This is a genomic window from Acidovorax sp. AC410, assembly GCF_979253235.1.
In genome coordinates, this window is the sequence record NZ_CEEDCG010000001.1 from 6,734,557 (window position 1) to 6,755,998 (window position 21,442).

Consider the following 21,442-nt stretch of genomic DNA (forward strand, 5'->3'; position numbering starts at 1 on the left):
GGCGGCTATTGTGTATGCAAAAACGGATCAGCGTGCGCGTGGCACAGGGGTGTTCACGGGTGTCAGCGGGGCACCGGTCTCGAAGAAGGCGATCAGGTTGTCTGCTGCCAGATTGGCCATGGCGCGGCGCGTGGGCACCGTGGCACTGGCGATGTGCGGCGTGAGCACTACATTGGGCACGGTGAGCAGGTCGGGGTGTACGCTGGGCTCACCCTCGAAGACGTCCAGGCCCGCTGCTGCGATGCGCTGCTCGCGCAGGGCCACGGCCAGGGCCGCGTCGTCGACGATGCCACCGCGCGCAATGTTGATCAGCGTGGCGGTGGGCTTCATCAGCGCCAGTTCTGCCGCGCCGATGGTGTGGTGCGATGCCGGCGAATAGGGCACCACCAGCACCACGTGGTCGGCCGTGCGCAGCAGCTCTTCCTTGCCCACGTAGCGGGCCTTGCATTCGGCCTCCAGTGCATCCGGCAGGCGCGAGCGGTTGTGGTAGACCACGTTCATGCCAAAGCCGTGCGCACCGCGGCGCGCGATGCCCTGGCCGATGCGGCCCATGCCGATGATGCCGAGCGTGCTGCCATGGATGTCCGAGCCCGAGAACATGTCATAGCTCCACTTGGTCCACTGCCCCGCGCGCAGGTAGTGCTCGCTCTCGGTCATGCGGCGCGCGGTGGCCATCAAGAGCGCAAAGCCGAAGTCGGCCGTGGTCTCGGTCAGCACGTCGGGCGTGTTGGTGCCCTGCACGCTGGCAGCGGTCATGGCCTCCACGTCGAAGTTGTTGTAGCCCACGGCCATGTTGGCCACGATGCGCAGGCGCGGCGCAGCGGCCAGCAGCGGTGCATCGATGCGCTGGCTGCCGGTGGTGAAGGCGCCGTCCTTGTCAGCCAGGCGCTCGGCCAGCTCGGCCGGGGTCCAGATCACGTCCTCGGGGTTGTCCTGCACCTCGAAGTGCTGGCGCAGGCGCTCGACGATGTCAGGGAAGATCGCACGGGCGACCAGGATGCGGGGCTTGCTCATGAAAGTTCGATCTCCAGATCAGCGAAACCAAATAAAGGTCATCAAGACGAACAGCGGCACCAGGATGCCGCCCGACCACAGCATGTAGCCGAAGAAGCTGGGCATCTTCACGCCGCGGTCTTCGGCAATCGCCTTGACCATCATGTTGGGCGCGTTGCCGATGTAGGTATTGGCGCCCATGAACACCGCCCCTGCCGAGATGGCGGCCAGCGTGGGTGCCAGGGTGGTCATGAGCACGGCCGGGTCGCCCCCGGCGGTATTGAAGAACACCAGGTAGGTGGGCGCATTGTCCAAAAAGGAACTGAGCGCCCCCGCGGCCCAGAAATACATGGCCGGGTCGGGCGAGCCGTCGGGCCGCGTGACGGCCGAGACGATGGCACCGAACGGGCCGTTGACGCCGGCCTTGAGCATGGCGATCACCGGGATGATGGTCAGGAAAATGCCCGCGAACAGCTTGGCCACCTCCTGCATCGGGCCCCAGCCGAACTGGTTGTCCGCATGTACCTGGGCGGGGGTGAGCTTGAACGATACCAGCGCCACGATGACCAGGCCGACATCGCGAACCAGGCCAGGCAGGCCAACCTCGGCACCGGCTATGGTCCACGCCACGGGAGACTTCCAGAAGCCGCTGACCAGCACCAGCGCCACCACCACGCCCAGCAGTGCGAAGTTGAGCTTGCCATCGAAGCCTATGGCCCGGCTATCGGGCGTGGGGTCCACCGGTAACGTCTCTTCTCGCCGGTGGTAATACCAGGAGTCCAGGGCGTAGAAGATCGCCAGCAGAGCGCCCACCAGGAACAGGGTCTCCGGGAAGATGTGGCTGACCGTCCAGAAGAAGTCCACGCCCTTGAGGAAGCCCAGGAACAGCGGCGGATCCCCCAGCGGGGTGAGCGAGCCGCCGGCGTTGGAGACGATGAAGATGAAGAACACCACCACGTGCGCCACGTGCTTGCGGTTGTCGTTGGCGCGGATCAGCGGGCGGATCAGCAGCATCGACGCACCCGTAGTGCCCATGAAGCTGGCCAGCACCGCGCCGATGGCCAGGATGGCCGTGTTCAGCCCCGGGCTGCCGTGCAGGTTGCCGCGAATGTAGATGCCGCCGGACACCGTGTACAGCGCCGTGAGCAGGATCACGAAGGGGATGTACTCGGCCACCAGCGCATGCACCAGGCTCACGCCCGCGGCAGGCACACCGAAGGTGAGCGCGAACGGCACCAGAAAGGCCAGCCCCCAGGCGGCAGCCACCTTGCCGAAGTGGTGGTGCCAGAAGCTGGGCAGCAGCAGCGGCATGAGGGCGATAGACAACAGCAGGCCGGCAAACGGCACACCCCACAGCACGGACAGGGCACTGCCGTCGATGTCCGCCGCCAGGGCCATGCCCGGCAACGCCGTGAGCCCCACCACAACCAGCCCGCGTGAAATGCCCATGCCAGGAATCAGGCGGTGGCGGGGATGTCGAACACCTGGCGCAGATAGGCCAGGTACTTCTCGTCATCGCACATGCCCTTGCCGGGCGTGTCGGAGAGCTTGGCCACGGGCTGGCCGTTGCACTGGGTCATCTTGATCACCACCTGCAGCGGCTCGTGCTCGGGCGGGCTGCCCAGGTCGTTGGTCAGGTTGGTGCCGATGCCGAAGGCCAGCTGGCAGCGGCCGCGGAACTGCTGGTACAGCTCGATGGTGCGCGGCACCGTGAGCGCGTCGCTGAAGATCAGCGTCTTGGTCAACGGGTCCACGCGGTTCTTGCGGTAGTGGTCCAGCAGGCGCTCGCCCCAGGCAAACGGGTCGCCGCTGTCGTGGCGCGCGCCGTCGAACAGCTTGCAGAAATACAGGTCGAAGTCGCGCAGGAAGGCGCTCATGCCGTACACGTCGGACAGCGCGATGCCCAGGTCGCCGCGGTATTCCTTGGCCCACATCTCGAAGCCGAAGACCTGGCTGTCGCGCAGGCGCGGGCCCAGCGCCTGGCAGGCCTGCAGGTACTCGTGCGCCATGGTGCCCAGCGGCGTCACACCGAGCTTCATGGCGTACAGCACATTGCTGGTGCCGGCGAACTGACCGGGCCCCACGGGGGCACCCGGGCGGCGGTCGCCCGTGCCCAGGCGCGCGCACAGCACGCGCAGCACTTCCTCGTGCCAGGCGCGGGAAAAGCGCCGGCGCGTGCCGTAGTCGGCGATCTTGAGCTCCGAAAGGCCATCGGCCTGCAGCTGGGCGATCTTGGTGTCCAGGCGGCGGCGGCCTTCGGGGAAATTGGGCACCTTCTGCGTGTTGCGGAAGTACACCTCGTTGACGATGGCCAGCACCGGAATCTCGAACAGGATGGTGTGCAGCCAGGGCCCGCGGATGGTGATCTCGATCTCGCCGTTGTGCTGCGGCGTGATGGTGATGTACTTCTCGTTCAGGCGGAACAGCCCGAGAAAGTCCACGAAGTCGCTCTTGATGAAGCGCATGGAGCGCAGGTAGGCCAGCTCGGCGTCCTGGAACTGCAGGCTGCACAGCGAGCGGATCTCGTCGCGGATCTCGTTGGCGTAGGGCGCCAGTTGCACGCCGGGGTTGCGGCACTTGAAGCGGTACTCGACCTGCGCCCCGGGGAATTGGTGCAGCACCACCTGCATCATCGTGAACTTGTACAGGTCGGTGTCGAGCAGGCTGGTGATGATCATTGTCGAAGCGGGCCGCAGCGAATGGCCCAGGGAGCGCTGCCAGCCAACGGGCAGCAAAGCCGCACAGTGTAGGCCATCGCAACGATCATTGCAGCGCACGCTGGCAAGGGTTTGCCCCCGTGCGGCCGCAGCCTTTCACCCCGGCATCACCAGCGCCTGCAGCACCTCGCGCAACGGCTCGGGCACGGGCACGGGGCGGCGCGTTGTGCGGTCCACATACACGTGGATGAAGTGCCCGGCAGCGGCGCTCTGGGCCTCGCCATGGGCGAACAGCCCCACCTCGTAGCGCACGCTGGAGCCGCCCAGCCGCGCCACGCGGATGCCGGCCTCCACCACCTGCGGAAAGGCCAGCGGCGCAAAGTAGTTGCATTGCGTCTCGATCACCAGGCCGATGGTGTTGCCTGCGTGGATGTCGAGCACGCCCTGCTCGATGAGGTGGGCGTTCACCGCGGTGTCGAACCAGCTGTAGTACACGACGTTGTTCACGTGGCCATAGACGTCGTTGTCGGCCCAGCGGGTGCTGATGGAGCGGAAGGCGCGGTAGCTGCTGCGCGCTTGCGGCGCCGGGCGTGGTGCGGGAGAAGTGGTCGTCATGGTCAAACAGAAGAAAGAGAGGGTTGCAAGGATTTCTGCCAGCGCTGCTGGTATTGGTGGGCCACGCGCCAGGTGGCGAGCTGGGCCTTGATGGTGTCGGCGATGTCCGTGCCGTAACCGCCACCCATGGCGAAGGCCACGGGCACACGGCGCTGCCAAGCCCAGTCGAACACGCGCCTGTCACGCGCTTCCAGGCCGTCGTGGCTGATGTGCAGCCGCCCCAGGCGGTCGCCCACATGCGGGTCGGCCCCGGCCAGGTAGAGCACCAGGCCGGGCGCAAAGCGCTGGTCCAGCGTGTCCAGCGCCTGCTCCAGCGCGGCCAGGTAGTCGTCGTCGCCACAGCCGTCGGGCAGTTCCACGTCCAGGTCCCCGGCTTCCTTGCGGAACGGAAAGTTGCGCGCGCCATGCAGCGACAGGGTGAACACCGAGTCGTCGCCCTGGAAGATGCGCGCCGTGCCGTTGCCCTGGTGTACATCGAGGTCGATCACGGCCACGCGCAGCGGCAGCGGGTTGGCGCCCATGGCCGACGCGGCGCGCGCATGCTCGTCCTGCATCAGCCGGGCGGCCACGGCCATGTCGTTGAACACGCAAAAGCCGCTGCCCTTGTCGGCATAGGCGTGGTGCGTGCCGCCAGCCAGATTGCCCGCGATGCCGCCACCCTCGCCACCCGCCATGGCCACGCGGCAGGCCGCGATGGTGGCGCCCACCGAACGGCGCGCGCGCTCGGCCATGGCCGGGCTCCAGGGAAAGCCGATCTCGCGCTGCGCCGGCGCAGGCAGGGTGCCGCTGGCAATGGCGTCGATGTAGGCCGGCGCATGCGCCAGGGCCAGTTCTCCATCGGTCGCGGGCAGCGCCACCTGCAGGGCCACGCCGGGCAGGTGGGTGGCCACCGCATCGCGCAACAGACGGTATTTGGCCATGGGAAAACGGTGGCCCTCGGGCAGCGGCAGCACGAACTGGTCTGCGTAATAGGCATGCATGACGCCATTGTGGCAATGGCTGCGGTGTTGGGGTGTCACCTCTAAATTGCTGCAGCGCAACAAAAAGCACTTGCAATCATCCACCAAGTCCCTAAAATTCAACCCATGCTGCACTGCAACATGACTCACCAGGTCAACGACAGCGCAGATTGTCTGTAAACCACCTCGGCCCCCTGGGCCTTATTTTTAGGAGATATGACATGTCGCTGACCGCTGAACAAATTCTGGCATCCCACAAGGCCAACATCGAAACCCTGTTTGGTCTGACCACCAAGGCTTTCGAAGGCGTCGAAAAGCTGGTCGAACTGAACGTGACCGCTTCGCGCGCTGCCCTGTCGGAAGCCTCCAGCCACACCCAGGCTTTCCTGGGCGTGAAGGACGCACAAGAACTGCTGGCCCTGCAAGCCGGCCTGTTCCAGCCTCTGGCTGAAAAGACCGCTGCCTACAGCCGTCACCTGTACGACATCTCTTCGGGCACCGCCGCCGAATTCGGCAAGGCTTTCGAATCGCAAGCTGCTGACGCTCAAAAGAGCTTCACCAACCTGGTCGACAGCGCTGCCAAGAACGCACCCGCCGGTTCCGAAACCGCCGTGGCCGTGATGAAGAGCGCCGTCTCTGCTGCCAACAACGCTTTCGAATCGGTTCAAAAGGCCGTCAAGCAAGCGTCGGACGTGGCCGAAGCCAACTTCAACGCCGTGGCCAGCACCGCTGCCAACGCCGCGAAGACCGCTGCTCCCCGCAAGCGCTAAGCCATCCATTGCGTCTGGAGTGCAGACTCTAGGCGCAACGCAGGGATTACCCTGATAATTCAACCCATGGCCCGGAACACAGTTCGGGGCCCTCAGTTGTCTCCTTGGATCCTCTCGAAACCCCCGTTTCCTGGATCCAATTCAAAGCCCGGTAACCCCGGGCTTTTTTTTTGCCTGGCTTGCTCCTCATTTGATAGCATTTAGGCGGCCTGCGGTTTCGCTTGCCATGGATGGATCCCCGGCCCTGGAGCGCGGTATCAAATCCATCCCTCCCCCTTGGTTTTATTAAGAATAATTCGCGTTTGTTTTATCATCGCCCCGTCGTTACACCTCGAAAGATGCATTCCATGTCGAAGACCGTGAAAGCCCTGCTGACCGCCTGCGCGCTGGCCGCTGCTGCCGGCGCCGTATCTGCCCAGGAGCAGGTGGTGAACCTGTACTCGGCGCGCCACTACTCCACGGACGAAGCGCTGTACACCGGCTTTACCAAGGCCACGGGCATCAAGATCAACCGCGTGGATGCGGACGACGCCGGCATCCTGGCGCGCCTGAAGGCCGAGGGCACAGCCTCCCCCGCCGACGTGATCCTGCTGGTGGACGCAGCGCGCCTGTACAAGGGCGAGGTCGATGGCCTGTTCCAGCCCATCCAGTCCAAGGTGCTGAGCGACGCCATCCCCGCCAACCTGCGCAGCACACCGGCGGCCGACGGTGGCATTGCCTGGTTCGGCCTGTCCACCCGCGCCCGCGTGATCGTCTACAACAAGGTCAAGGTGCAAAAGGAAGACGTGGACACCTATGAGGAACTGGGCGACGCCAAGAACAAGGGCAAGCTGTGCATCCGCTCGGGCTCGCACCCCTACAACCTGAGCCTGTTCGGCGCAGTGACCGAGCACATGGGCGAGCAGAAGGCCGAGGCCTGGCTCAAGGGCATGGTGGGCAACCTGGCCCGCGCCCCCAAGGGCGGCGACACCGACCAGATCAAGGCCGTGGCATCGGGTGAATGCGATATCGCCGTCACCAACAGCTACTACCTGGCGCGCATGATGCGCTCGGGCAAGCCCGAAGACGTGGCCGTGGTCAACAAGGTGGGCGTGGTGTTCCCCAACCAGCAATCGTGGGGCACGCACCTGAACATCGCCGGCGGCGCCGTGGCCAAGAACGCCAAGAACCGCGACAACGCGATCAAGTTCCTCGAGTACCTGGCCAGCGCCGAAGCGCAGAACTACTTTGCCAACGGCAACAACGAGTGGCCCGCCGCCAAGGGCCTGAACATCGACAACCCGGCCCTCAAGGCCATGACGGGCAATGCGCCCTTCAAGAGCGAGACCATCCCGATCAGCGCCGTGGGCGCCAACGTGACCAAGGTACAGCAGATGCTCGACCGCGTGGGCTTCCAGTAAGCCCGCCACCCTGCCCCGGCCGGCGGCACCCCGATCAAGCCCGGCAGCGCCCGGGCTTTTTTGCGCCCGCAGGGAGCTGGGCCATAATTGACGTTTACGTTAACGTCACTTACTTTTCAGGAGACAGCACATGGACATCAAGGGCAAGGTATTCATCGTGACCGGCGGCGCATCGGGCCTGGGCGAAGGCACGGCGCGCATGCTGGCCGCCCAGGGCGGCACCGTGGTCATTGCCGACATGCAGGCCGACAAGGGCGAAGCCGTGGCCAAGGACATCGGCGGCGCTTTCGTGAAGTGCGACGTGAGCAACGAGGCCGACGGCCAGGCCGTGGTGGCCAAGGCCGTGTCGCTGGGCAAGCTGGCCGGCCTGGTGAACTGCGCCGGCATCGCCCCCGCGGAAAAAACCGTGGGCAAGAATGGCGCGCACGCGCTGGCCGTGTTCAGCAAGACCATCACGGTGAACCTGATCGGCAGCTTCAACATGATCCGCCTGGCCGCCGAAGCCATGAGCAAGAATGAGCCCGAAGCCACCGGCGAGCGCGGCGTGCTGATCTCCACCGCCAGCGTCGCGGCCTACGACGGCCAGATCGGCCAGGCCGCCTACGCCGCATCCAAGGGCGGCGTGGTCGGCATGACGCTGCCGATCGCCCGCGACCTGGCGCGCAACGGCATCCGCAACATGACCATCGCCCCCGGCATCTTCGGCACCCCCATGCTGTTCGGCATGCCCCAGGAAGTGCAGGACGCACTGGCCGCCGGCGTGCCCTTCCCCAGCCGCCTGGGTACGCCGCAGGACTATGCCAAGCTGGTCAAGCACATCCTGGAAAACGACATGCTCAATGGTGAAGTGATCCGCCTGGACGGCGCGATCCGCCTGGCACCGAAGTAAGCGCCTTCAACAAACCGACGACGCCCCGGTCTGCCGGGGCGTTGTCGTTTACGGGGCCCACTTGGCACGCGGCCCAAAGCGCCACTGCAGCGCCATCGACGCAGCGAACACCAGCACCGCCACGGCGACCGAGAGCCAGATCGCAGCGCCCGCCCCATAGGCATCCATGACCGCTGCATAGACCACCGGCGCACAGGCCGACAGCAGGAAGCCCGGCGCCACCAGCCGCCCCACGAAAGCGCCATAGATGCGGTGCTCAAACAGCACCAATGGCAGCGTGCCTCGCGTGATGGTGAGCAGCCCGTTGCCCGCGCCGTACACCAGTGCAAACACCACGGCCATGGCCAGCACCTGCCCCGCCCACACGCCCGCCAGGCAGGCCAGCGGCAGCAGCAGGGCCGCAAACGCCCCCAGCGCCAGCGGGTGCATCCGGGCACCAAACAGCACCTCCACCAGCCGCGCGCCGGACTGGCCCACCCCGCGCAGCGATGCAATGCCCACCGCCAACGGCAGCGCCAGGCCCAGGCCTGCGAGCAGGCCCACCATGTGCGCCGACATGCCTGCGTTGAGAAAATTCACCAGCGTGGTCACCGCGGCAAACAGCGCGGCCGCCCACAGGCGGTCCGCCCCCGCAGCGGCCAGGGGCTCGGTCGGCGCAGGCAGCACCTGGCTGGTGTGCGCCGCCCCGCCAGCGCGCGGAATCGCCAGGTGCAGCGGCACCGTGAGCAGCGCCAGCGCCGCATACACCCACAGCGCCCCGCGCCAACCCAGTGACTCAGCGAGCGCATGCCCCAGCGGCCAGAAGGCCGTGGAGGCCAGCCCGCCGAGCAGCGTGATCTGCGCCATGGGCCGGCGCGCGCCCTGCCCGGCCACATGGGCCAGCGTGGCAAAGGCCGCGTCGTACAGCGTGAGCCGCATGGCCAGCCCGACCACGGCCCAGGCCAGGTAGTAAGCCACCACACCCTTCCCGACGGCAAGCCCCAGGCAGCCGGCAAAGAGCAGCAGCGAGCCCACCACCATCACGGTGCGGCCACCGCGCTCGTCCACCCAGCGGCCGGCGATGCCCGACACCCCGCCCATCACCAGCAGCGCCAGCGCAAAGCCGCCATGCACCAGCGTGCGCGGCCAGCCCAGGTCGCGCACCATGGCCTCGCCAAATGCGCCGAGCATGTAATACGAAATGCCCCAGCAGATGAACTGTGAGAAGCCCAGGCACCACACCAACCGGCGCATCACTCCAGCGGGTGTCATTGCGCCGTGGGCAACGCGCCATCCCCCACCCCCAGAGGCCGCTGCATCAGCACCGTATCGAGCCACTGCCCGTGCTTGAACCCCACCGACCGCAGGGCCCCGATGCGCGCAAAACCCATGCGCGAATGCAGCGCGATGGAGCCCGCATTGCCATCGCCCTGCCCTATGGTTGCCAGCATCTGGCGCCAGGGCCCCGCCTCGCAGCGCGCGATGATCGCGGCCAGCAGCGCGGCGCCAATGCCCCGCCCCGCCATGTCCTTCGCCACGTAGACCGAGTCCTCCACGGTATGCCGGTAGGCCGAGCGCGGGCGGTACGGCGTGGCATAGGCATAGCCCGCCACCGCGCCATCGACCTCGGCCACCAGGTAGGGCAGGCCTGCGGCGCGCACGGCCGCATGGCGGGTGCGCAGATCGTCCACGCCGGGCGGCACCTCCTCGAACGAGGCCAGGCCATGGAGCACGTGGTGGGCATAGATCGCCTGGATGGCGGGCAGATCGGCATCGGCCGCATCGCGCACATGCGGCGCCGCGACAGAGGAAGAAAGTGGCGAAGTGAGCGCGAAAGAGGAATGCATGGCGCCAGTGTGGCGCGCCGCAATCCATAAAAGAAGCTTTCACAACTTATGCAAAGTATGAGAAATTCTTTGGCATGGAACGCATCAACCTCGATCAACTGCACGGCTTTGCCACCGCCATCGAACTGGGCAGCTTTTCGGCCGCCGCCCAACGGCTGGACCTGACCCAACCCGCCGTGAGCCTGCAGGTGCGCCAGCTCGAAAAGCGCCTGGGCACGCCGCTGGTAGAGCGCGTGGGCCGCGTGCTGCGCCCCACGGCCGCGGGCGCAGAGCTGCTGGTGCACGTGGCCCGCATCGACGCCGCCGTGGCCGACGCGTTGCACGCCGTGGCCCACCACGCCAGCGGCACGGCAGGCCGCGTGCGCCTGGGCACCGGCGCCACGGCCTGCATTTTTTTGCTGCCGCCCGTGCTGGGCGCGCTGCGCCAGCGCTTTGCGGGCCTGGAGATCACCGTGCGCACCGGCAACACCGCCGACATCGTGCAGGCGGTGGAAGACAACACGCTGGACCTGGGCCTGGTCACCCTGCCCGCCAGCGGCCGCATGCTCGATGTGACGCCCGTGCTGCAGGACGCATTCGTTGCCATCGCCCCCAAGGGCACCCCCCTGCCCAAGAAAGTGACCGCCGCCGACCTGGCCCGCCACCCCGTGCTGCTGTTCGAGCGCGGCGGCCAGACCCGCCGCATCGCCGACGCCTGGTTCGCCCAGGCAGGCGTGGCCCTGCAGCCCGCCATGTCGCTGGGCAGCGTGGAAGCCATCAAGGAGTTGGTCGCCGCCGGCCTGGGCTGCGCCGTGCTGCCCGGCATGGCCGTGCAGGGCACGCATGGCAGCGCTGTGGAAGTGCGCCCCCTGTCGCCGCCCCTGGCCCGCACCCTGGCCGTGGTGGTGCGCAAGGACAAGCGGCTGCACCGGGGGTTGAGGGAAACGGTGGCGGCACTGGAGGCGCTGGGCCATACGGGCAGCCAGCAACGCAAGGCGCTCAAGGCTGCCAGGCGTTGACAGCAAAACGCTCATCCCGGACCAGGGCACGCGGCAGGGCCGTGGCACGCATCCCGCCGGCCCGCGCTTGCGCACGGCAGTCCCACAGACTCTACGACAGGATCTTTTTCTTGGCGGCCTGGAATTCTTCTTCCGTCAAGATGCCCTGGGCCCGCAGGGATGCGAGCTTGACCAGTTCGTCCCCCATGCTCACAGGGCCTGCGGGGGCCTGCCCGGCGGCAGCGACAGCCTGTTCGATGAATTCCTTGATTTCCGTCACCCGCGCATTGTTGTTGTCGCTGTTGGAAAAAATGAACGAGTTTTCATCCTTGGCCGCCGAAAACACACCGCCCATGTTTTCTGTGCCACCAAGGATCGTGAACTGCAGAAAGCCATTGGCAATCCATCCGGCCTCTCGATGCTGCACAGCTTTGATGGAGGAAAAAGGGATTGTCTTAGTACCTTGAAGACCTTTGTTCAAAAAGCCAAGGACTCCCTTTGGCGTGATCGTCAGCCTGTCCTCAAAGACCTCCAGCGTGTCTTGCACGCCTTTCATGGAATACCGCAGTCCCATCAACCCCTCCAATCATTTATCTGGCACAAAAGATAAACAGGCTTGACCTGGCAGGCCTGCCCGGCCCGTTCCGTCCCGCACAACATGGCCGTCCGTTCACCAGCCCGCCAACGAACAGACTTTACCGAAGACGGGAGCATGCCGGGCTGGCACCCAACCTACTAAGGAAAGCCGCGCAGGCTCCTGTCCTTTCTGGCTTGCTCCAGTCGGCGCTGGCGCCCCTCTTTGTCAACCGCGTCCATCTCCTCGTCCAGCAGCACCTGCCAGTCGTAGCCGACCCGCGTCTCCTTCGCCATCGTCAAACCGATCTGCACCGTGTACAGGCCATTGGGGTTCTGCCGGTCCGGTGAGTAGATCTGGATGGTGAGCTGGTACTGGCCGCAGCGCATGTCCAGCACCACCCCGCCAAAGCCGTCCCGCTCACGCACGCACTGCGCGCGGTAGAGCGTGGGCAACAGGTCCTTGTACTTTTCGGCCAGGGAGAAGGCGGCGGTTCGCTCCGGCAGGCTCTTGGTCGCGTAGATGTTGCCGATGGTGTAGGTTTTGGGGGTGGTGAGCAGTTCGAGCTTTTCGAACTCGGGCGGGATCTCGGGCTTGTCGACAATGATGACGGCCCGCCCCTGGCTCCAGTAGCCCATGGTGGCCGGGGTCGTCGCGAGGCGGGTGCCCAGGCGGTGGCCGAACAGATCGCCATCGGTCACGCCGGCGGATGCGGCTGTGCAAACAAGGCCGCAGCAGGCCATGGCGACGCACGAGCGCAGTGCTGTCTGCCACCCACCTTGAAGCCCTTTGCGGATCATGAATGTCCTCCAGTGCATCACACACTGCAGATCGTACTGGTTTGTTGCTGCATTGCCGACCTGCCTCCGAACGCATCCGAGCCAGCATCCGTTCATTGGTGCAAGCACATGGGGTTGGCGTTCTTGCTGGGAGGGGTGCGCGCCATGCACTACAGTGCTGGCGTCATGGAGGGAACAATGAAGAAGACCTGGTTTGCAATGCTGCTTGCCACGGCCCTGTGGGCAGCCACCACGACCGCACACGCACAAAAGTCCGCAGAGGACTGCGAGGCCGAACTCGGCCCGCTGCCCGCTTCGGTGCGGGAAAAGCGGATGGTGGAATGCCTGGTGGGCGCCGCCACCCCGGCACGGCCCGAGCCCCCTATGCCCAAGCCAAGGCCCTTCAAATCCAACCCGGCCGATGCCCGCGCCGTCATGGCCGCGGGCAAGGCCACACTCCTGCGTAACCTGAAGGACCCCGACACGGCCAAGCTGCGCAGCCTCAAGGTGGGCAAGGACCGGTTCCTCTGCGGAGAGGTCAACGCCCGCAATGGCTTTGGCGGGTACGTGGGTTACCGGCGCTTCGTGGTGCTGGCTTCGCAGGTCTACTTCGACGACGACTCCGGCGATTTCGACATGCTGGTCTTGTCTTCCTGCGAGAACTACGACGCCAAGGAGCTGGCGGCCTACCGGGAGCACATGAAGAATCGGTAGAGATCGATGACGGCCGAGCGACTTCGCGCCGGTGCAGATGCCGAGTCAGGAGCAGCGTAACGACTGGCCCGAGCCTTGTTACGAGAATCGATACATGCCTGTTGCCGAGCCGTCCTCCTCTCCTGCGATCTTGGGAAGATGCATGCAGGCCCTCCGGGAAGCCCGTGGCTGGTCTCAGGAGAAGGTCGGGGTAGAAATCGGTCTGGAAGAATCAGCCAGCCGGATGCGGATCAGTCGCTACGAACGGGGCGTCCATGAGCCCCCTGTAGGCACTGCAAGGCTCATCGCCAGAGTGTTTAGCGTGCCCCTGGCCTACCTGTACTGCGAGGATGACGAGATTGCGGCGTTGCTGCTTGCGTTGCACAAGCGGCCACCGGAGGCGCGGCGCGAGGTCGCGAAGGTTTTCATAGAGGCGCTGGAGTCTTCTGTGACCTGACGACTTGACGGGGGCGTCTTCCAGAAGGGTTCAATCGGCCACCCGACGACCCGACGACCCGACGATCATGCATCCCAATGTCGGCACCTCACGAATAGCATGACGCTTCAAAACCCGCATAGCGCGCTTGTACGTCTAGGGCATACTGAGGTTTGGAGGCACTACATGGACGCCGAGACAATCTACGCCGCGCTTTTCATCGCTGTATTGGTTTGGTGGATGTGGCGCGCCAACAATCCCAAAAAGAAGCCCGGCTCCCAGCCTGAACCCGGCTTCGCGACGCGCGCTGCTGAACCCGACACGCCAACACAAGACTCAGACCCCTTTCTGAATGCAGTACAAGCTGAGCGCCTCGCAGCAGAGAGCAGTGCAAAAAGCGAAGGGGATGCGTACAAGAAGGCCGTTGAAGTTCAAGTCAGCGATGACGAAAAGCTAAAGGAGAGGCTAACCACTTCTGCAAAGGCCAACCATTTGGATACGGCACTCGCACAACTGTGGGAGGAACTGCGCAGCTATCCGGCTTGGTCAAAGCGGGATGATTGGCAGCAATTGAATAAATTGGGCATCGACAGCCCCAGCGAAGAAGAGATTCAGGATTATAAGAACAGGATCCTGCAGTTCGGCTACCAGGGCACGCGGTACAGCATCGTAACTCTTCAATGGGACGCCATAGAGGCAACCGTATATCAGGATTTCCAACTATTGGAGAACGGAGAGGAAGTCTTCGCGATCAGTTGTGAGGTGGTGTACAGCGACTACGTGACCTGGTACAGACCCGTGGATGTAAAAGCCTTTAAGAAGCGAGGCAACTGGGCGTCAATGCTGATCCAACTGTTGGCAAAAAAGAACCTTGAATCAGAGAAGAGTCGCGCAGACATGCGAGCGCGGATGGCAAACGACATCAAACAGCGTTTCGTTGAATAAATACTTAGAATAATCGCATCGCTCCGCACATCTACAGCTTAAAAAATAGAATATTCTCAAAAACTTAGTTATTGCCGGCCTAGTCTTTGTTGCAATGGTGCTCTCTATTAGACTGATTTCACTGGAAAACTACCGATATGCGAGTCAGGTGGGCATGTGCCCCCAGTTCAGGGCAGATGATCCCCTGCAAAACTACGAGCGGCATAAATGCCTTAACGCCCCCAAGACGCGCACCAGTCCGCTGTGGCATCTGTTTTATGGTGTCCTGGGAGAATGAAGGAAGGGCAGGCGCATCCGCTATCTGGCCCAATGCTACCCGGGCCTATAGCCGCGGTCATGCATATCGTGCATGAAGTCCTAGTCACTCATAAATTTCCCAGGGTGTGATCAGTTCACTCTACGGCATAACCCAAGAATTGAATGTAGACTGGCAATAATTGTTGTAAGGGGACAAAGTGTACGGATCAAAGCACGAGCGAAACTATCTTTTCTCCGACCAAGATGGTCACGGCATACTCAGGGCACAGATTGATTCCGCATGTGCTGAGGCTGACGGATTGCAAGAGCAGCGATTGCTCAATACAGATGTAGAAGCTCTCGTCGCGTATTTTGTTGAAAAGTACGAAGTGGTTGTACCAACACTTGATCGTGAAGGTATGGAGGCCAGTCACCACGAACGCCCCTTCGAGGCATACGACCCTTGGGACAAACGTAAAATAGTTGTACCGGGAGAAGCCTACGATTTTGAGATTCCATTCACCGGAGATGCTACCATATTTAAAATGCGATCTAATACGTATGATACGAGCCCCCCTATAGCAGTGGTGGAGGAAGCAAAGCTGAAATTCACAGTTGCGGGCCGCACGCTGGCGCCAGAAGCGGTGAAGCAGGAGGTGGACTCGCTGCTCAATTCAATTGATAAGTATCTGGGTTGGCACCGGTCTATGTGGTCCAGTTATCCAGTCCAACTTGAACTTGAGGTTCGGAAGCGAATCGAAGCGCGTAGCGCACGCCTCTTACAACAAAAGAGTTCAGCGAATGCCCTTGCAGGATTGGGTATTAAGATCAAAGAAAAACCGGGTGACACTCGGACATTCGTACCCCCGGGAGTCAAGCAGAAAATAAAGCCACAGCTCCCACCTATGAGGCCCTCGGCGCCGCCGGATCCTACACTCGATAAGGATGTATATCAAAATATCCTTGGCATTATTCGCGGAGCGGGACGTAGTATTGAACAAAGTTCCTCAAGGACACGCAGCCTCGACGAGGAGACTTTGCGCGACATGTTCCTTGTTCCTCTCAATGCGCACTTCGGAAATGCGACTGGCGAAGCCTTCAATTTTACAGGAAAAACGGATATCCTGATCCGTCACGAGACAGGAAACATCTTCGTGGCCGAGTTCAAAATATGGGGCGGCGAAAAGCGCTTCGTTGCGACAATAGACCAGCTTCTAGGCTACCTGACTTGGCGAGATACCAAGACCGCCATCGTTGTTTTCAACCGCAATGCGGGATTTTCCAGCGTCGTCGCAAAAATGCGCGAACAAATTAAGGCTCATCCAGGCTATGTCAGCGGGCCTGTGCAAATGGATGAAACCAGCGACATTTATACATTTTTCTTACCTCAAGACAAAGATCGAGAAATAACTTTATCCCTTTTGGCCTTTGACTTGGGCGCAAAGACGTAACCATGCAAGCATCTGCAAGAGAGCCCTAAATGACACGACCAGATTTAATTGATAGAGTTTTTCAGAGTACCTTTGCTCCGTACATTGACTATGCCAAGAGGGAAGTTACCACCTTTCGAGAAACATTCCTCCGAGGCGAAGTGAAGGACCACCTTCAACAAAACTATCAAGTAGAAGCAATTGAAGACGGTGACAGCATTGCATTCAAAACACCACTTGGCCGCCTCGGAGTCGAGTTCGCACCCTCTCTCGATGGAAAATATTTGGCGTTTACCGCAATTTTCTGCGACACAACTCCGGCGGATGAAAAGCGAGACTTGTATGCAGTGCGCCTGAATTGGGATCGCAGTTGGCAAGATATTACTGGAATGGCACTCGATCACGATCATCATGCAGATGCCGTGGGGTCGCTCGGCTATGTTCAAATGATACAGAGAGTGCTTGCACAAAAACTACGCCTTTCCGAAAACAGGTTAGCAAACTTAGCATCAGAGTTAGAATCAAGGTTTTCTATGTAAAGTGCTGTCGTAAACAACGAATCTATCGGAAAATCCATTTCAATTTATACGCCATCTTAAATACCATGTCCAACTACAAAGCACTCATCGCCCGCAAAGCCGAACTTGACCGCCTCATCGAGGAGACTCGCAAGGCCGAACAGTCAGGCGCCATCGCTGAAGCGCGCGCCCTCATCGCTGAGTTCGGACTGACTTCCGAAGATGTATTTGGAGGCGGCAAGAAGGCCCGTACGTCCAACACCAAGGGCACAAAGGTGGAAGCGAAATACCGTGATCCCGCTACCGGAGCGACCTGGACGGGACGGGGTCGCGCGCCTGTGTGGATTGCTGACAAGGATCGCGCTGCATTCGCTATTTGACGGAATGAGGTCGCATGGGACTTACAAACTCTCTTTCCTCCCTTCCTGATGCAGCGATTGGCTCGATATCAGCGGCGCTCATTGGAGCGTTCATAGGCTACCTAGGACTGGTGATCGCCAAAGAGAACAAGGTCTCTGAGTTCCGCCAATCCTGGATTGACGGTCTGCGGAAAGAAGTTGCTGAAGTTGTTGCGCACTTCATTGCTATTCGAGCTGTTTACGCCTATGGACCGTCGCAAAAGGAGTTCCTCGACGCAAGCCAGTCCCATTTTGTTGCAGCAAACATTGCCAACACTGCCATTCGAACACGCTTGAATCCAGGAATTTCAAGCGGCGGAGCGCTGCTACAGTCATTGGATGAACTCGAAAATTTGATGTCAACCTTCCCACTTGACATTCAAGCCTGCCAACTCAAGCAGGATGAATTTATCCGCAATTCCCGGGTACTGCTTGCGTCAGAATGGGTAAAAGTCGAGCGCGGCGAAATGGTTTTCGCTGTGAGCAAATGGATCGGACTGATAGTCGTTCTTGTCTTGCTTTTTTTCCTTGTAGTCAACTGGATTTCGAGCACCCGCTCCACTTCTGCATTCACAGCGAACCCGACCGCTCTGCCCACGCAGCGCATATCTACGCCCCCATGACTACCTGCGGAATGCAGTCACCCAATGAAAAAGGCCCGCCGAAGCGAGCCTTTAACCATCGAATAAATATTACTTGCGGCGACCTGCCGGAACAGGCTTCTTGACAATCAACAGCACTGCGATGGAAGCCAAGATAACCACCCCCATCAACCCAGTGAGCATCATGAAGTGGCCCTGCGACGTGCTGATCGCATCTGCCGCGATTTGCACCATGTAGGCCAGCAGCGCGAGGACTGCGACAGCCACTGCGGCGACCGGATTTTGGCGCAGAACGATGAAGAAGGAAGCGAGTGCCTTAACAGCGAAGTTGACGGTTTTCATACAGATCCTTTGAGCGTTGACAACATAAATTTCCTGAATAGACAAGAAATCCTATGACGCTCGAAAAATCTGCAGAACGATGATTCATGACATCAACTCCTTAGCTGGTGTCTCTATTTAAAACCTCGGGCTCTGCATCGTCAAGGCTACTTTGCGCGCAAGCAACAGAGCCCCCAAAAAACACCCCTTAGAGTTTTCCCTACCAACGCACCCGTAGATAACCAACCAGCCCCCCCCCCACCACACGGCATCAATCCGCGCGGCATCTATCGCCTCAATGCGCACCGCTCAGGCCACCCCGCATCAAGGCCCGCAATGAGCCCCACATGGCGACCATCAATGCCCGCGATCATCAAGCCATAGCCGGCCACTCGCTGACCAGAGCTGTGCGCAGAGCCTTGCGCCACAACGACCCCGCAGCAGAACCCGCCGAACCTCACCGATCCGATGCCGCGCAGGCCATCAAGCGCATGATGCGAGCCCCATGCAGCAGATCTATCGGACCAGCATGAACCGCCACCCCAAAGCAAAAAGGCCACCCCGAAGGGTAGCCTTTTACTGCCAATGAATGGCTCCTCGACCTGGGCTCGAACCAGGGACCTACGGATTAACAGTCCGGCGCTCTACCGACTGAGCTATCGAGGAATGATCGGTACTGACGACATCAACAAGATGGTGTGCTGCGATGGTGGCAAGCTTGCTCACGGCTTGCCGGTGTGTGCCCGAAAATTGCAGCGGGGCACAGCACCTGAATTCTTGGCTCCTCGACCTGGGCTCGAACCAGGGACCTACGGATTAACAGTCCGGCGCTCTACCAACTGAGCTATCGAGGAACAAGACTTAGATTATATACACAAAATTCGGGCGTTTTCCAGTCCGGGCGATGTTGCGTGCAATCTTGGGGGAAGTTTTGCGCCGGCAGTGGCCCCCACCCGCGCGGCGCGCCGCCGCGCCCAGCCCCGCTGCTGCGGGGCTGTCGGCCTTGCGGCATGATGTGTGGCTGCTGCTTGCTGACCGCGATGACGACGAACACCGCCTTCTTTTTCTTGCTTCCCACGCCATGACCATCCACACCATCCTCAAGATGGGCGACCCGCGCCTGCTGCGCGTGGCCCAGCCCGTGACCGCGTTCGATACGGACGAGCTGCACCTGCTGGTGCGCGACATGCTGGAGACGATGCAGTCCGTCAACGGCGCGGGGCTGGCGGCGCCGCAGATCGGGGTGGACCTGCAGTTGGTGATCTTCGGCTCCAACGACCGCAACCCGCGCTACCCGAGCAGGCCCATCGTGCCGCCCACGGTGCTGATCAACCCGGTGATCACGTCGCTGGGCGACGAGGAAGAAGAGGACTGGGAGGGCTGCCTGTCGGTGCCAGGCCTGCGGGGCAAGGTGCCGCGCTGGGCGCGCATTCGCTATGCGGGCTTCGATCTGTATGGCGACCCGATCGACCGCACGGTGGATGGCTTCCATGCCCGGGTGGTGCAGCACGAGTGCGACCACCTGATCGGCAAGCTGTACCCTATGCGGGTGCGGGACTTTACCCAATTCGGGTACACAGAAATCCTGTTCCCTGAAATAAGCGCTCAGGAAGATGACTGAGCTGCTTACTTAGCAGGTAGAGGTCAACCGCCCCGTCCTGCCCCATCGGGATCCGTGCGCGCATCCAGCTTGAGCTGCAGAAAGGCCAGGTCCAGCCATTGGCCGAACTTGGTGCCTACTTCGGGCAGCAGGCCCACCTGGGTGAAGCCCAGGCGCTCGTGCAACTGGATCGATGCGGTGTTGCCAGCCTCGATGCCGGCGACCATGACGTGCTTGCCGATGGCGCGGGCGCGTTCGATGAGGGCCTGCATCAGCCGCTTGCCCAGGCCCGCGCCGCGGGCGTTCTGGTGCACGTACACCGAATGTTCGACGGTGTGGCGGTAGCCGTCGAAGGCGCGCCAGTCGCCGAACGAGGCGTAGCCGGCCACGGCGCCCTGGTCGTCAACGGCGACGAGCACGGGGTAGCCCAGGCGCTGGCGGTCGGCCAGCCAGGCGGCGCGGTTGGCGGTGTCCACCAGGGTTTCGTTCCAGATGGCGGTGGTGTTGGCCACGGCGTCGTTGTAGATGGCGAGGATGCCTTCAATGTCGCCCGCATGGGCATCGCGTATCTGTAGGGTGGTCATGGCGGTCATGGGTTGCAGGGCTCTCCATCCACTATGATGGACGAATAACGTATTTTGGTGGATTATTGTCCACCATGATGAAACACATGTCCACCAAAGTAGATAGTGCAGTCGATAGCCTGAGCCAGCGCATTGGCGCCCGGGTGCGCATTGAGCGCGAGGGCCGGGGCTGGTCGCTGACTGACCTGGCGGCGCACTCGGGCGTGTCGCGGGCCATGGTGCACAAGCTGGAGCGGGGCGAATCGAGCCCTACGGCGACGCTGCTGGCACGGCTGTCGGGCGCGTTCGGGCTCAGTATGTCGCAGTTGATCGCCCGCGCTGAGGCCAAGGAGGGCCGGCTACTGCGCCGGGCCGACCAGCCGGTGTGGACCGACCCGCAGACCCGCTATGTGCGCACGCATGTGTCGCCCCCTTCCGACCTGCCGCTGGACCTGGTGCAGGTGGTGCTGCCCGCCGGTGCGCAGGTGCCCATGCCTGCTGCTGCCTACACCGCCAAGCGGCAATTGATCTGGGTGTTGCAAGGGTCGCTGGTGTTCATGGAGGGCGACACCCGGCATGCCATGGATGCCGGCGACTGCCTGGAACTGGGGCCGCCTGCGGACTGCGTGTTCAGCAACGAGACGGCTGCGGACTGCACCTACGCCGTGGTGCTGTTGCGCAGCAACTGAACCACCTACTGCCAAAGCGCTGGCAGGACGGCGAGCACCGGCATAGCCGACAGGGTCCTACACCCCGGCATGCGCCGCACCCCTAGCATCAAGGCTTCTTACCCCAGGAGCATGCCATGCCCAATACGACGACCCCGAAGCCCGGCCACAGCCAGTATGGGCTGAAAGACGAGTCTGGCACGCTGGGCGAGACCTATGCCAACCGCCCCGGCGGCGAACAGCCAGGGGTTGGCCCCCTGGACGCGGTAGACCCGTCGGGGCACCGGCAGGGCGCCACCGAGGAGCATGCCAACCCGAAGCCGGCTTCGCGCCAGGGCAAGGGCGTGACGGGCGAGACCGACGACAAGACACGGTAGACGCCCCATCGACGCCGGCCACCATGCCCGATATCCCCCAAGACCCCGACACGGATCGCCGGTTCATCAGCCTGGCGCAGGACCACGAGGTGCACGCCTGGACCATAACGCTCGAATGCACCGAGCAGGAACTGCGCAATGCCGTGGCGGCCGTGGGCAACTCGGCCGACGCGGTGCTCAACTACCTGACACGAAGCAAGCACTGAGACGGGCCT

The 21,442-nt window shown here is 62.4% G+C and carries 26 protein-coding genes and 2 tRNA genes; 15 read left to right on the forward strand and 13 right to left on the reverse strand.

The features are described 5' to 3' along the window. Positions 1-27 precede the first annotated feature (27 nt). From AC0IZS_RS31250 to AC0IZS_RS31270, 5 genes are all read right to left on the reverse strand, one after another. A complete protein-coding gene (locus tag AC0IZS_RS31250; RefSeq protein WP_471639213.1) occupies positions 28-1,014 on the reverse strand; it encodes a 2-hydroxyacid dehydrogenase in 987 nt (328 codons plus the stop codon). Positions 1,015-1,032: 18 nt separating this feature from the next. Beyond that, on the reverse strand, positions 1,033-2,442 hold the full coding sequence (locus AC0IZS_RS31255) for a sodium:proton antiporter (RefSeq protein WP_471639214.1): 1,410 nt from the start codon (positions 2,440-2,442) through the stop codon (positions 1,033-1,035). An 8-nt stretch (positions 2,443-2,450) separates the two neighbouring features. Beyond that, positions 2,451-3,671 carry a nicotinate phosphoribosyltransferase gene (gene pncB / locus AC0IZS_RS31260; protein WP_471639215.1) on the reverse strand — a complete coding sequence of 407 codons (1,221 nt, stop codon included), beginning with the start codon at positions 3,669-3,671 and terminating at the stop codon, positions 2,451-2,453. A 135-nt stretch (positions 3,672-3,806) separates the two neighbouring features. Beyond that, positions 3,807-4,265, reverse strand: a complete 459-nt coding sequence (locus AC0IZS_RS31265; RefSeq protein ID WP_471639216.1) for an acyl-CoA thioesterase — start codon at positions 4,263-4,265, stop codon at positions 3,807-3,809. 2 nt (positions 4,266-4,267) lie between these two features. Continuing rightward, positions 4,268-5,245: a histone deacetylase family protein gene (locus tag AC0IZS_RS31270; RefSeq protein ID WP_471639217.1), complete on the reverse strand. Its 978-nt coding sequence runs from the start codon at positions 5,243-5,245 to the stop codon at positions 4,268-4,270. A 200-nt stretch (positions 5,246-5,445) separates the two neighbouring features. Here AC0IZS_RS31270 and AC0IZS_RS31275 point away from each other — a divergent pair, with 200 nt between their 5' ends. The 3 genes from AC0IZS_RS31275 to AC0IZS_RS31285 all read left to right on the forward strand — a co-directional run bounded on the left by AC0IZS_RS31275 (position 5,446) and on the right by AC0IZS_RS31285 (position 8,283). Next, entirely contained in the window at positions 5,446-5,994 is a 549-nt protein-coding gene (locus AC0IZS_RS31275; protein ID WP_322591765.1) for a phasin family protein, read from the forward strand. Positions 5,995-6,341: 347 nt separating this feature from the next. Next, positions 6,342-7,394, forward strand: a complete 1,053-nt coding sequence (locus AC0IZS_RS31280) for an extracellular solute-binding protein (RefSeq protein ID WP_471639218.1) — start codon at positions 6,342-6,344, stop codon at positions 7,392-7,394. 130 nt (positions 7,395-7,524) lie between these two features. After that, on the forward strand, positions 7,525-8,283 hold the full coding sequence (locus tag AC0IZS_RS31285; protein ID WP_007857914.1) for a 3-hydroxyacyl-CoA dehydrogenase: 759 nt from the start codon (positions 7,525-7,527) through the stop codon (positions 8,281-8,283). A 48-nt stretch (positions 8,284-8,331) separates the two neighbouring features. On the opposite strand, the gene AC0IZS_RS31290 is transcribed toward AC0IZS_RS31285, so the two are convergent. Together AC0IZS_RS31290 and AC0IZS_RS31295 are read right to left on the reverse strand one after the other, a co-directional pair. Then, on the reverse strand, positions 8,332-9,534 hold the full coding sequence (locus tag AC0IZS_RS31290) for an MFS transporter (RefSeq protein WP_471639219.1): 1,203 nt from the start codon (positions 9,532-9,534) through the stop codon (positions 8,332-8,334). Then, positions 9,531-10,109, reverse strand: coding sequence for a GNAT family N-acetyltransferase (locus AC0IZS_RS31295; protein WP_471639220.1), 579 nt, complete (start codon positions 10,107-10,109; stop codon positions 9,531-9,533). The genes AC0IZS_RS31290 and AC0IZS_RS31295 overlap by 4 nt, the downstream gene beginning before the upstream one ends. A 74-nt stretch (positions 10,110-10,183) precedes the next feature. Here AC0IZS_RS31295 and AC0IZS_RS31300 point away from each other — a divergent pair, with 74 nt between their 5' ends. Next, on the forward strand, positions 10,184-11,107 hold the full coding sequence (locus AC0IZS_RS31300; protein WP_471639221.1) for a LysR family transcriptional regulator: 924 nt from the start codon (positions 10,184-10,186) through the stop codon (positions 11,105-11,107). A gap of 91 nt (positions 11,108-11,198) precedes the next feature. Here the strand turns inward: AC0IZS_RS31300 and AC0IZS_RS31305 are convergent, their stop codons facing one another. Both AC0IZS_RS31305 and AC0IZS_RS31310 read right to left on the reverse strand, forming a co-directional pair. Then, positions 11,199-11,642, reverse strand: a complete 444-nt coding sequence (locus AC0IZS_RS31305) for an SHOCT domain-containing protein (protein ID WP_471639222.1) — start codon at positions 11,640-11,642, stop codon at positions 11,199-11,201. Positions 11,643-11,821: 179 nt separating this feature from the next. Further along, positions 11,822-12,460, reverse strand: coding sequence for a hypothetical protein (locus AC0IZS_RS31310; RefSeq protein ID WP_471639223.1), 639 nt, complete (start codon positions 12,458-12,460; stop codon positions 11,822-11,824). Between the two features lie 144 nt (positions 12,461-12,604). Between AC0IZS_RS31310 and AC0IZS_RS31315 the strand changes: the two genes are divergently transcribed. From AC0IZS_RS31315 to AC0IZS_RS31345, 7 genes are all read left to right on the forward strand, one after another. Continuing rightward, a complete protein-coding gene (locus AC0IZS_RS31315; protein WP_471639224.1) occupies positions 12,605-13,153 on the forward strand; it encodes a hypothetical protein in 549 nt (182 codons plus the stop codon). A gap of 94 nt (positions 13,154-13,247) precedes the next feature. Next, a complete protein-coding gene (locus AC0IZS_RS31320) occupies positions 13,248-13,589 on the forward strand; it encodes a helix-turn-helix domain-containing protein (RefSeq protein ID WP_471639225.1) in 342 nt (113 codons plus the stop codon). Positions 13,590-13,754: 165 nt separating this feature from the next. Beyond that, positions 13,755-14,513: a hypothetical protein gene (locus AC0IZS_RS31325; RefSeq protein WP_471639226.1), complete on the forward strand. Its 759-nt coding sequence runs from the start codon at positions 13,755-13,757 to the stop codon at positions 14,511-14,513. 455 nt (positions 14,514-14,968) lie between these two features. Beyond that, positions 14,969-16,201, forward strand: a complete 1,233-nt coding sequence (locus tag AC0IZS_RS31330; protein ID WP_471639227.1) for a hypothetical protein — start codon at positions 14,969-14,971, stop codon at positions 16,199-16,201. A gap of 29 nt (positions 16,202-16,230) precedes the next feature. Then, positions 16,231-16,719 carry a hypothetical protein gene (locus tag AC0IZS_RS31335; RefSeq protein ID WP_471639228.1) on the forward strand — a complete coding sequence of 163 codons (489 nt, stop codon included), beginning with the start codon at positions 16,231-16,233 and terminating at the stop codon, positions 16,717-16,719. Positions 16,720-16,784: 65 nt separating this feature from the next. Further along, positions 16,785-17,078 carry an H-NS histone family protein gene (locus tag AC0IZS_RS31340; RefSeq protein ID WP_471639229.1) on the forward strand — a complete coding sequence of 98 codons (294 nt, stop codon included), beginning with the start codon at positions 16,785-16,787 and terminating at the stop codon, positions 17,076-17,078. 14 nt (positions 17,079-17,092) lie between these two features. Next, positions 17,093-17,719, forward strand: coding sequence for a hypothetical protein (locus AC0IZS_RS31345; protein ID WP_471639230.1), 627 nt, complete (start codon positions 17,093-17,095; stop codon positions 17,717-17,719). 69 nt (positions 17,720-17,788) lie between these two features. Here AC0IZS_RS31345 and AC0IZS_RS31350 read toward each other — a convergent pair whose 3' ends face one another. The 3 genes from AC0IZS_RS31350 to AC0IZS_RS31360 form a co-directional block, all read right to left on the reverse strand. After that, entirely contained in the window at positions 17,789-18,040 is a 252-nt protein-coding gene (locus AC0IZS_RS31350; RefSeq protein ID WP_471639231.1) for a hypothetical protein, read from the reverse strand. Positions 18,041-18,609: 569 nt separating this feature from the next. Continuing rightward, a tRNA-Asn gene (locus AC0IZS_RS31355) sits at positions 18,610-18,685 on the reverse strand. Positions 18,686-18,797: 112 nt separating this feature from the next. After that, positions 18,798-18,873, reverse strand: a tRNA-Asn gene (locus tag AC0IZS_RS31360). A 227-nt stretch (positions 18,874-19,100) separates the two neighbouring features. On the opposite strand from AC0IZS_RS31360, the gene def reads away from it, so the two are divergent. Beyond that, positions 19,101-19,640 carry a peptide deformylase gene (gene def, locus AC0IZS_RS31365; RefSeq protein ID WP_471639232.1) on the forward strand — a complete coding sequence of 180 codons (540 nt, stop codon included), beginning with the start codon at positions 19,101-19,103 and terminating at the stop codon, positions 19,638-19,640. A gap of 23 nt (positions 19,641-19,663) precedes the next feature. On the opposite strand, the gene AC0IZS_RS31370 is transcribed toward def, so the two are convergent. Further along, complete coding sequence (locus AC0IZS_RS31370; protein ID WP_471639233.1) at positions 19,664-20,203, reverse strand: GNAT family N-acetyltransferase; 540 nt, start codon at positions 20,201-20,203, stop codon at positions 19,664-19,666. 86 nt (positions 20,204-20,289) lie between these two features. Here AC0IZS_RS31370 and AC0IZS_RS31375 point away from each other — a divergent pair, with 86 nt between their 5' ends. The 3 genes from AC0IZS_RS31375 to AC0IZS_RS31385 all read left to right on the forward strand — a co-directional run bounded on the left by AC0IZS_RS31375 (position 20,290) and on the right by AC0IZS_RS31385 (position 21,433). Further along, a complete protein-coding gene (locus AC0IZS_RS31375; protein WP_471639234.1) occupies positions 20,290-20,871 on the forward strand; it encodes a helix-turn-helix domain-containing protein in 582 nt (193 codons plus the stop codon). Between the two features lie 116 nt (positions 20,872-20,987). Next, the gene (locus tag AC0IZS_RS31380) at positions 20,988-21,227 is read left to right on the forward strand and encodes a hypothetical protein (protein ID WP_471639235.1); all 240 of its coding nucleotides are present in this window, start codon (positions 20,988-20,990) and stop codon (positions 21,225-21,227) included. A gap of 23 nt (positions 21,228-21,250) precedes the next feature. After that, a complete protein-coding gene (locus AC0IZS_RS31385; protein ID WP_471639236.1) occupies positions 21,251-21,433 on the forward strand; it encodes a DUF3606 domain-containing protein in 183 nt (60 codons plus the stop codon). Positions 21,434-21,442 lie beyond the last annotated feature (9 nt).

Excerpts from the sequence above, each read along its gene's own strand:
- AC0IZS_RS31250 (WP_471639213.1), bottom strand. The coding sequence starts at position 1,014 with ATGAGCAAGCCCCGCATCCTGGTCGCCCGTGCGATCTTCCCTGACATC.
- AC0IZS_RS31255 (WP_471639214.1), bottom strand. The coding sequence starts at position 2,442 with ATGGGCATTTCACGCGGGCTGGTTGTGGTGGGGCTCACGGCGTTGCCG.
- pncB (WP_471639215.1), bottom strand. The coding sequence starts at position 3,671 with ATGATCATCACCAGCCTGCTCGACACCGACCTGTACAAGTTCACGATG.
- AC0IZS_RS31265 (WP_471639216.1), bottom strand. The coding sequence starts at position 4,265 with ATGACGACCACTTCTCCCGCACCACGCCCGGCGCCGCAAGCGCGCAGC.
- AC0IZS_RS31270 (WP_471639217.1), bottom strand. The coding sequence starts at position 5,245 with ATGCATGCCTATTACGCAGACCAGTTCGTGCTGCCGCTGCCCGAGGGC.
- AC0IZS_RS31275 (WP_322591765.1), top strand. The coding sequence starts at position 5,446 with ATGTCGCTGACCGCTGAACAAATTCTGGCATCCCACAAGGCCAACATC.
- AC0IZS_RS31280 (WP_471639218.1), top strand. The coding sequence starts at position 6,342 with ATGTCGAAGACCGTGAAAGCCCTGCTGACCGCCTGCGCGCTGGCCGCT.
- AC0IZS_RS31285 (WP_007857914.1), top strand. The coding sequence starts at position 7,525 with ATGGACATCAAGGGCAAGGTATTCATCGTGACCGGCGGCGCATCGGGC.
- AC0IZS_RS31290 (WP_471639219.1), bottom strand. The coding sequence starts at position 9,534 with ATGACACCCGCTGGAGTGATGCGCCGGTTGGTGTGGTGCCTGGGCTTC.
- AC0IZS_RS31295 (WP_471639220.1), bottom strand. The coding sequence starts at position 10,109 with ATGCATTCCTCTTTCGCGCTCACTTCGCCACTTTCTTCCTCTGTCGCG.
- AC0IZS_RS31300 (WP_471639221.1), top strand. The coding sequence starts at position 10,184 with ATGGAACGCATCAACCTCGATCAACTGCACGGCTTTGCCACCGCCATC.
- AC0IZS_RS31305 (WP_471639222.1), bottom strand. The coding sequence starts at position 11,642 with ATGAAAGGCGTGCAAGACACGCTGGAGGTCTTTGAGGACAGGCTGACG.
- AC0IZS_RS31310 (WP_471639223.1), bottom strand. The coding sequence starts at position 12,460 with ATGATCCGCAAAGGGCTTCAAGGTGGGTGGCAGACAGCACTGCGCTCG.
- AC0IZS_RS31315 (WP_471639224.1), top strand. The coding sequence starts at position 12,605 with ATGCACTACAGTGCTGGCGTCATGGAGGGAACAATGAAGAAGACCTGG.
- AC0IZS_RS31320 (WP_471639225.1), top strand. The coding sequence starts at position 13,248 with ATGCCTGTTGCCGAGCCGTCCTCCTCTCCTGCGATCTTGGGAAGATGC.
- AC0IZS_RS31325 (WP_471639226.1), top strand. The coding sequence starts at position 13,755 with ATGGACGCCGAGACAATCTACGCCGCGCTTTTCATCGCTGTATTGGTT.
- AC0IZS_RS31335 (WP_471639228.1), top strand. The coding sequence starts at position 16,231 with ATGACACGACCAGATTTAATTGATAGAGTTTTTCAGAGTACCTTTGCT.
- AC0IZS_RS31340 (WP_471639229.1), top strand. The coding sequence starts at position 16,785 with ATGTCCAACTACAAAGCACTCATCGCCCGCAAAGCCGAACTTGACCGC.
- AC0IZS_RS31345 (WP_471639230.1), top strand. The coding sequence starts at position 17,093 with ATGGGACTTACAAACTCTCTTTCCTCCCTTCCTGATGCAGCGATTGGC.
- AC0IZS_RS31350 (WP_471639231.1), bottom strand. The coding sequence starts at position 18,040 with ATGAAAACCGTCAACTTCGCTGTTAAGGCACTCGCTTCCTTCTTCATC.
- def (WP_471639232.1), top strand. The coding sequence starts at position 19,101 with ATGACCATCCACACCATCCTCAAGATGGGCGACCCGCGCCTGCTGCGC.
- AC0IZS_RS31370 (WP_471639233.1), bottom strand. The coding sequence starts at position 20,203 with ATGACCACCCTACAGATACGCGATGCCCATGCGGGCGACATTGAAGGC.
- AC0IZS_RS31375 (WP_471639234.1), top strand. The coding sequence starts at position 20,290 with ATGTCCACCAAAGTAGATAGTGCAGTCGATAGCCTGAGCCAGCGCATT.
- AC0IZS_RS31380 (WP_471639235.1), top strand. The coding sequence starts at position 20,988 with ATGCCCAATACGACGACCCCGAAGCCCGGCCACAGCCAGTATGGGCTG.
- AC0IZS_RS31385 (WP_471639236.1), top strand. The coding sequence starts at position 21,251 with ATGCCCGATATCCCCCAAGACCCCGACACGGATCGCCGGTTCATCAGC.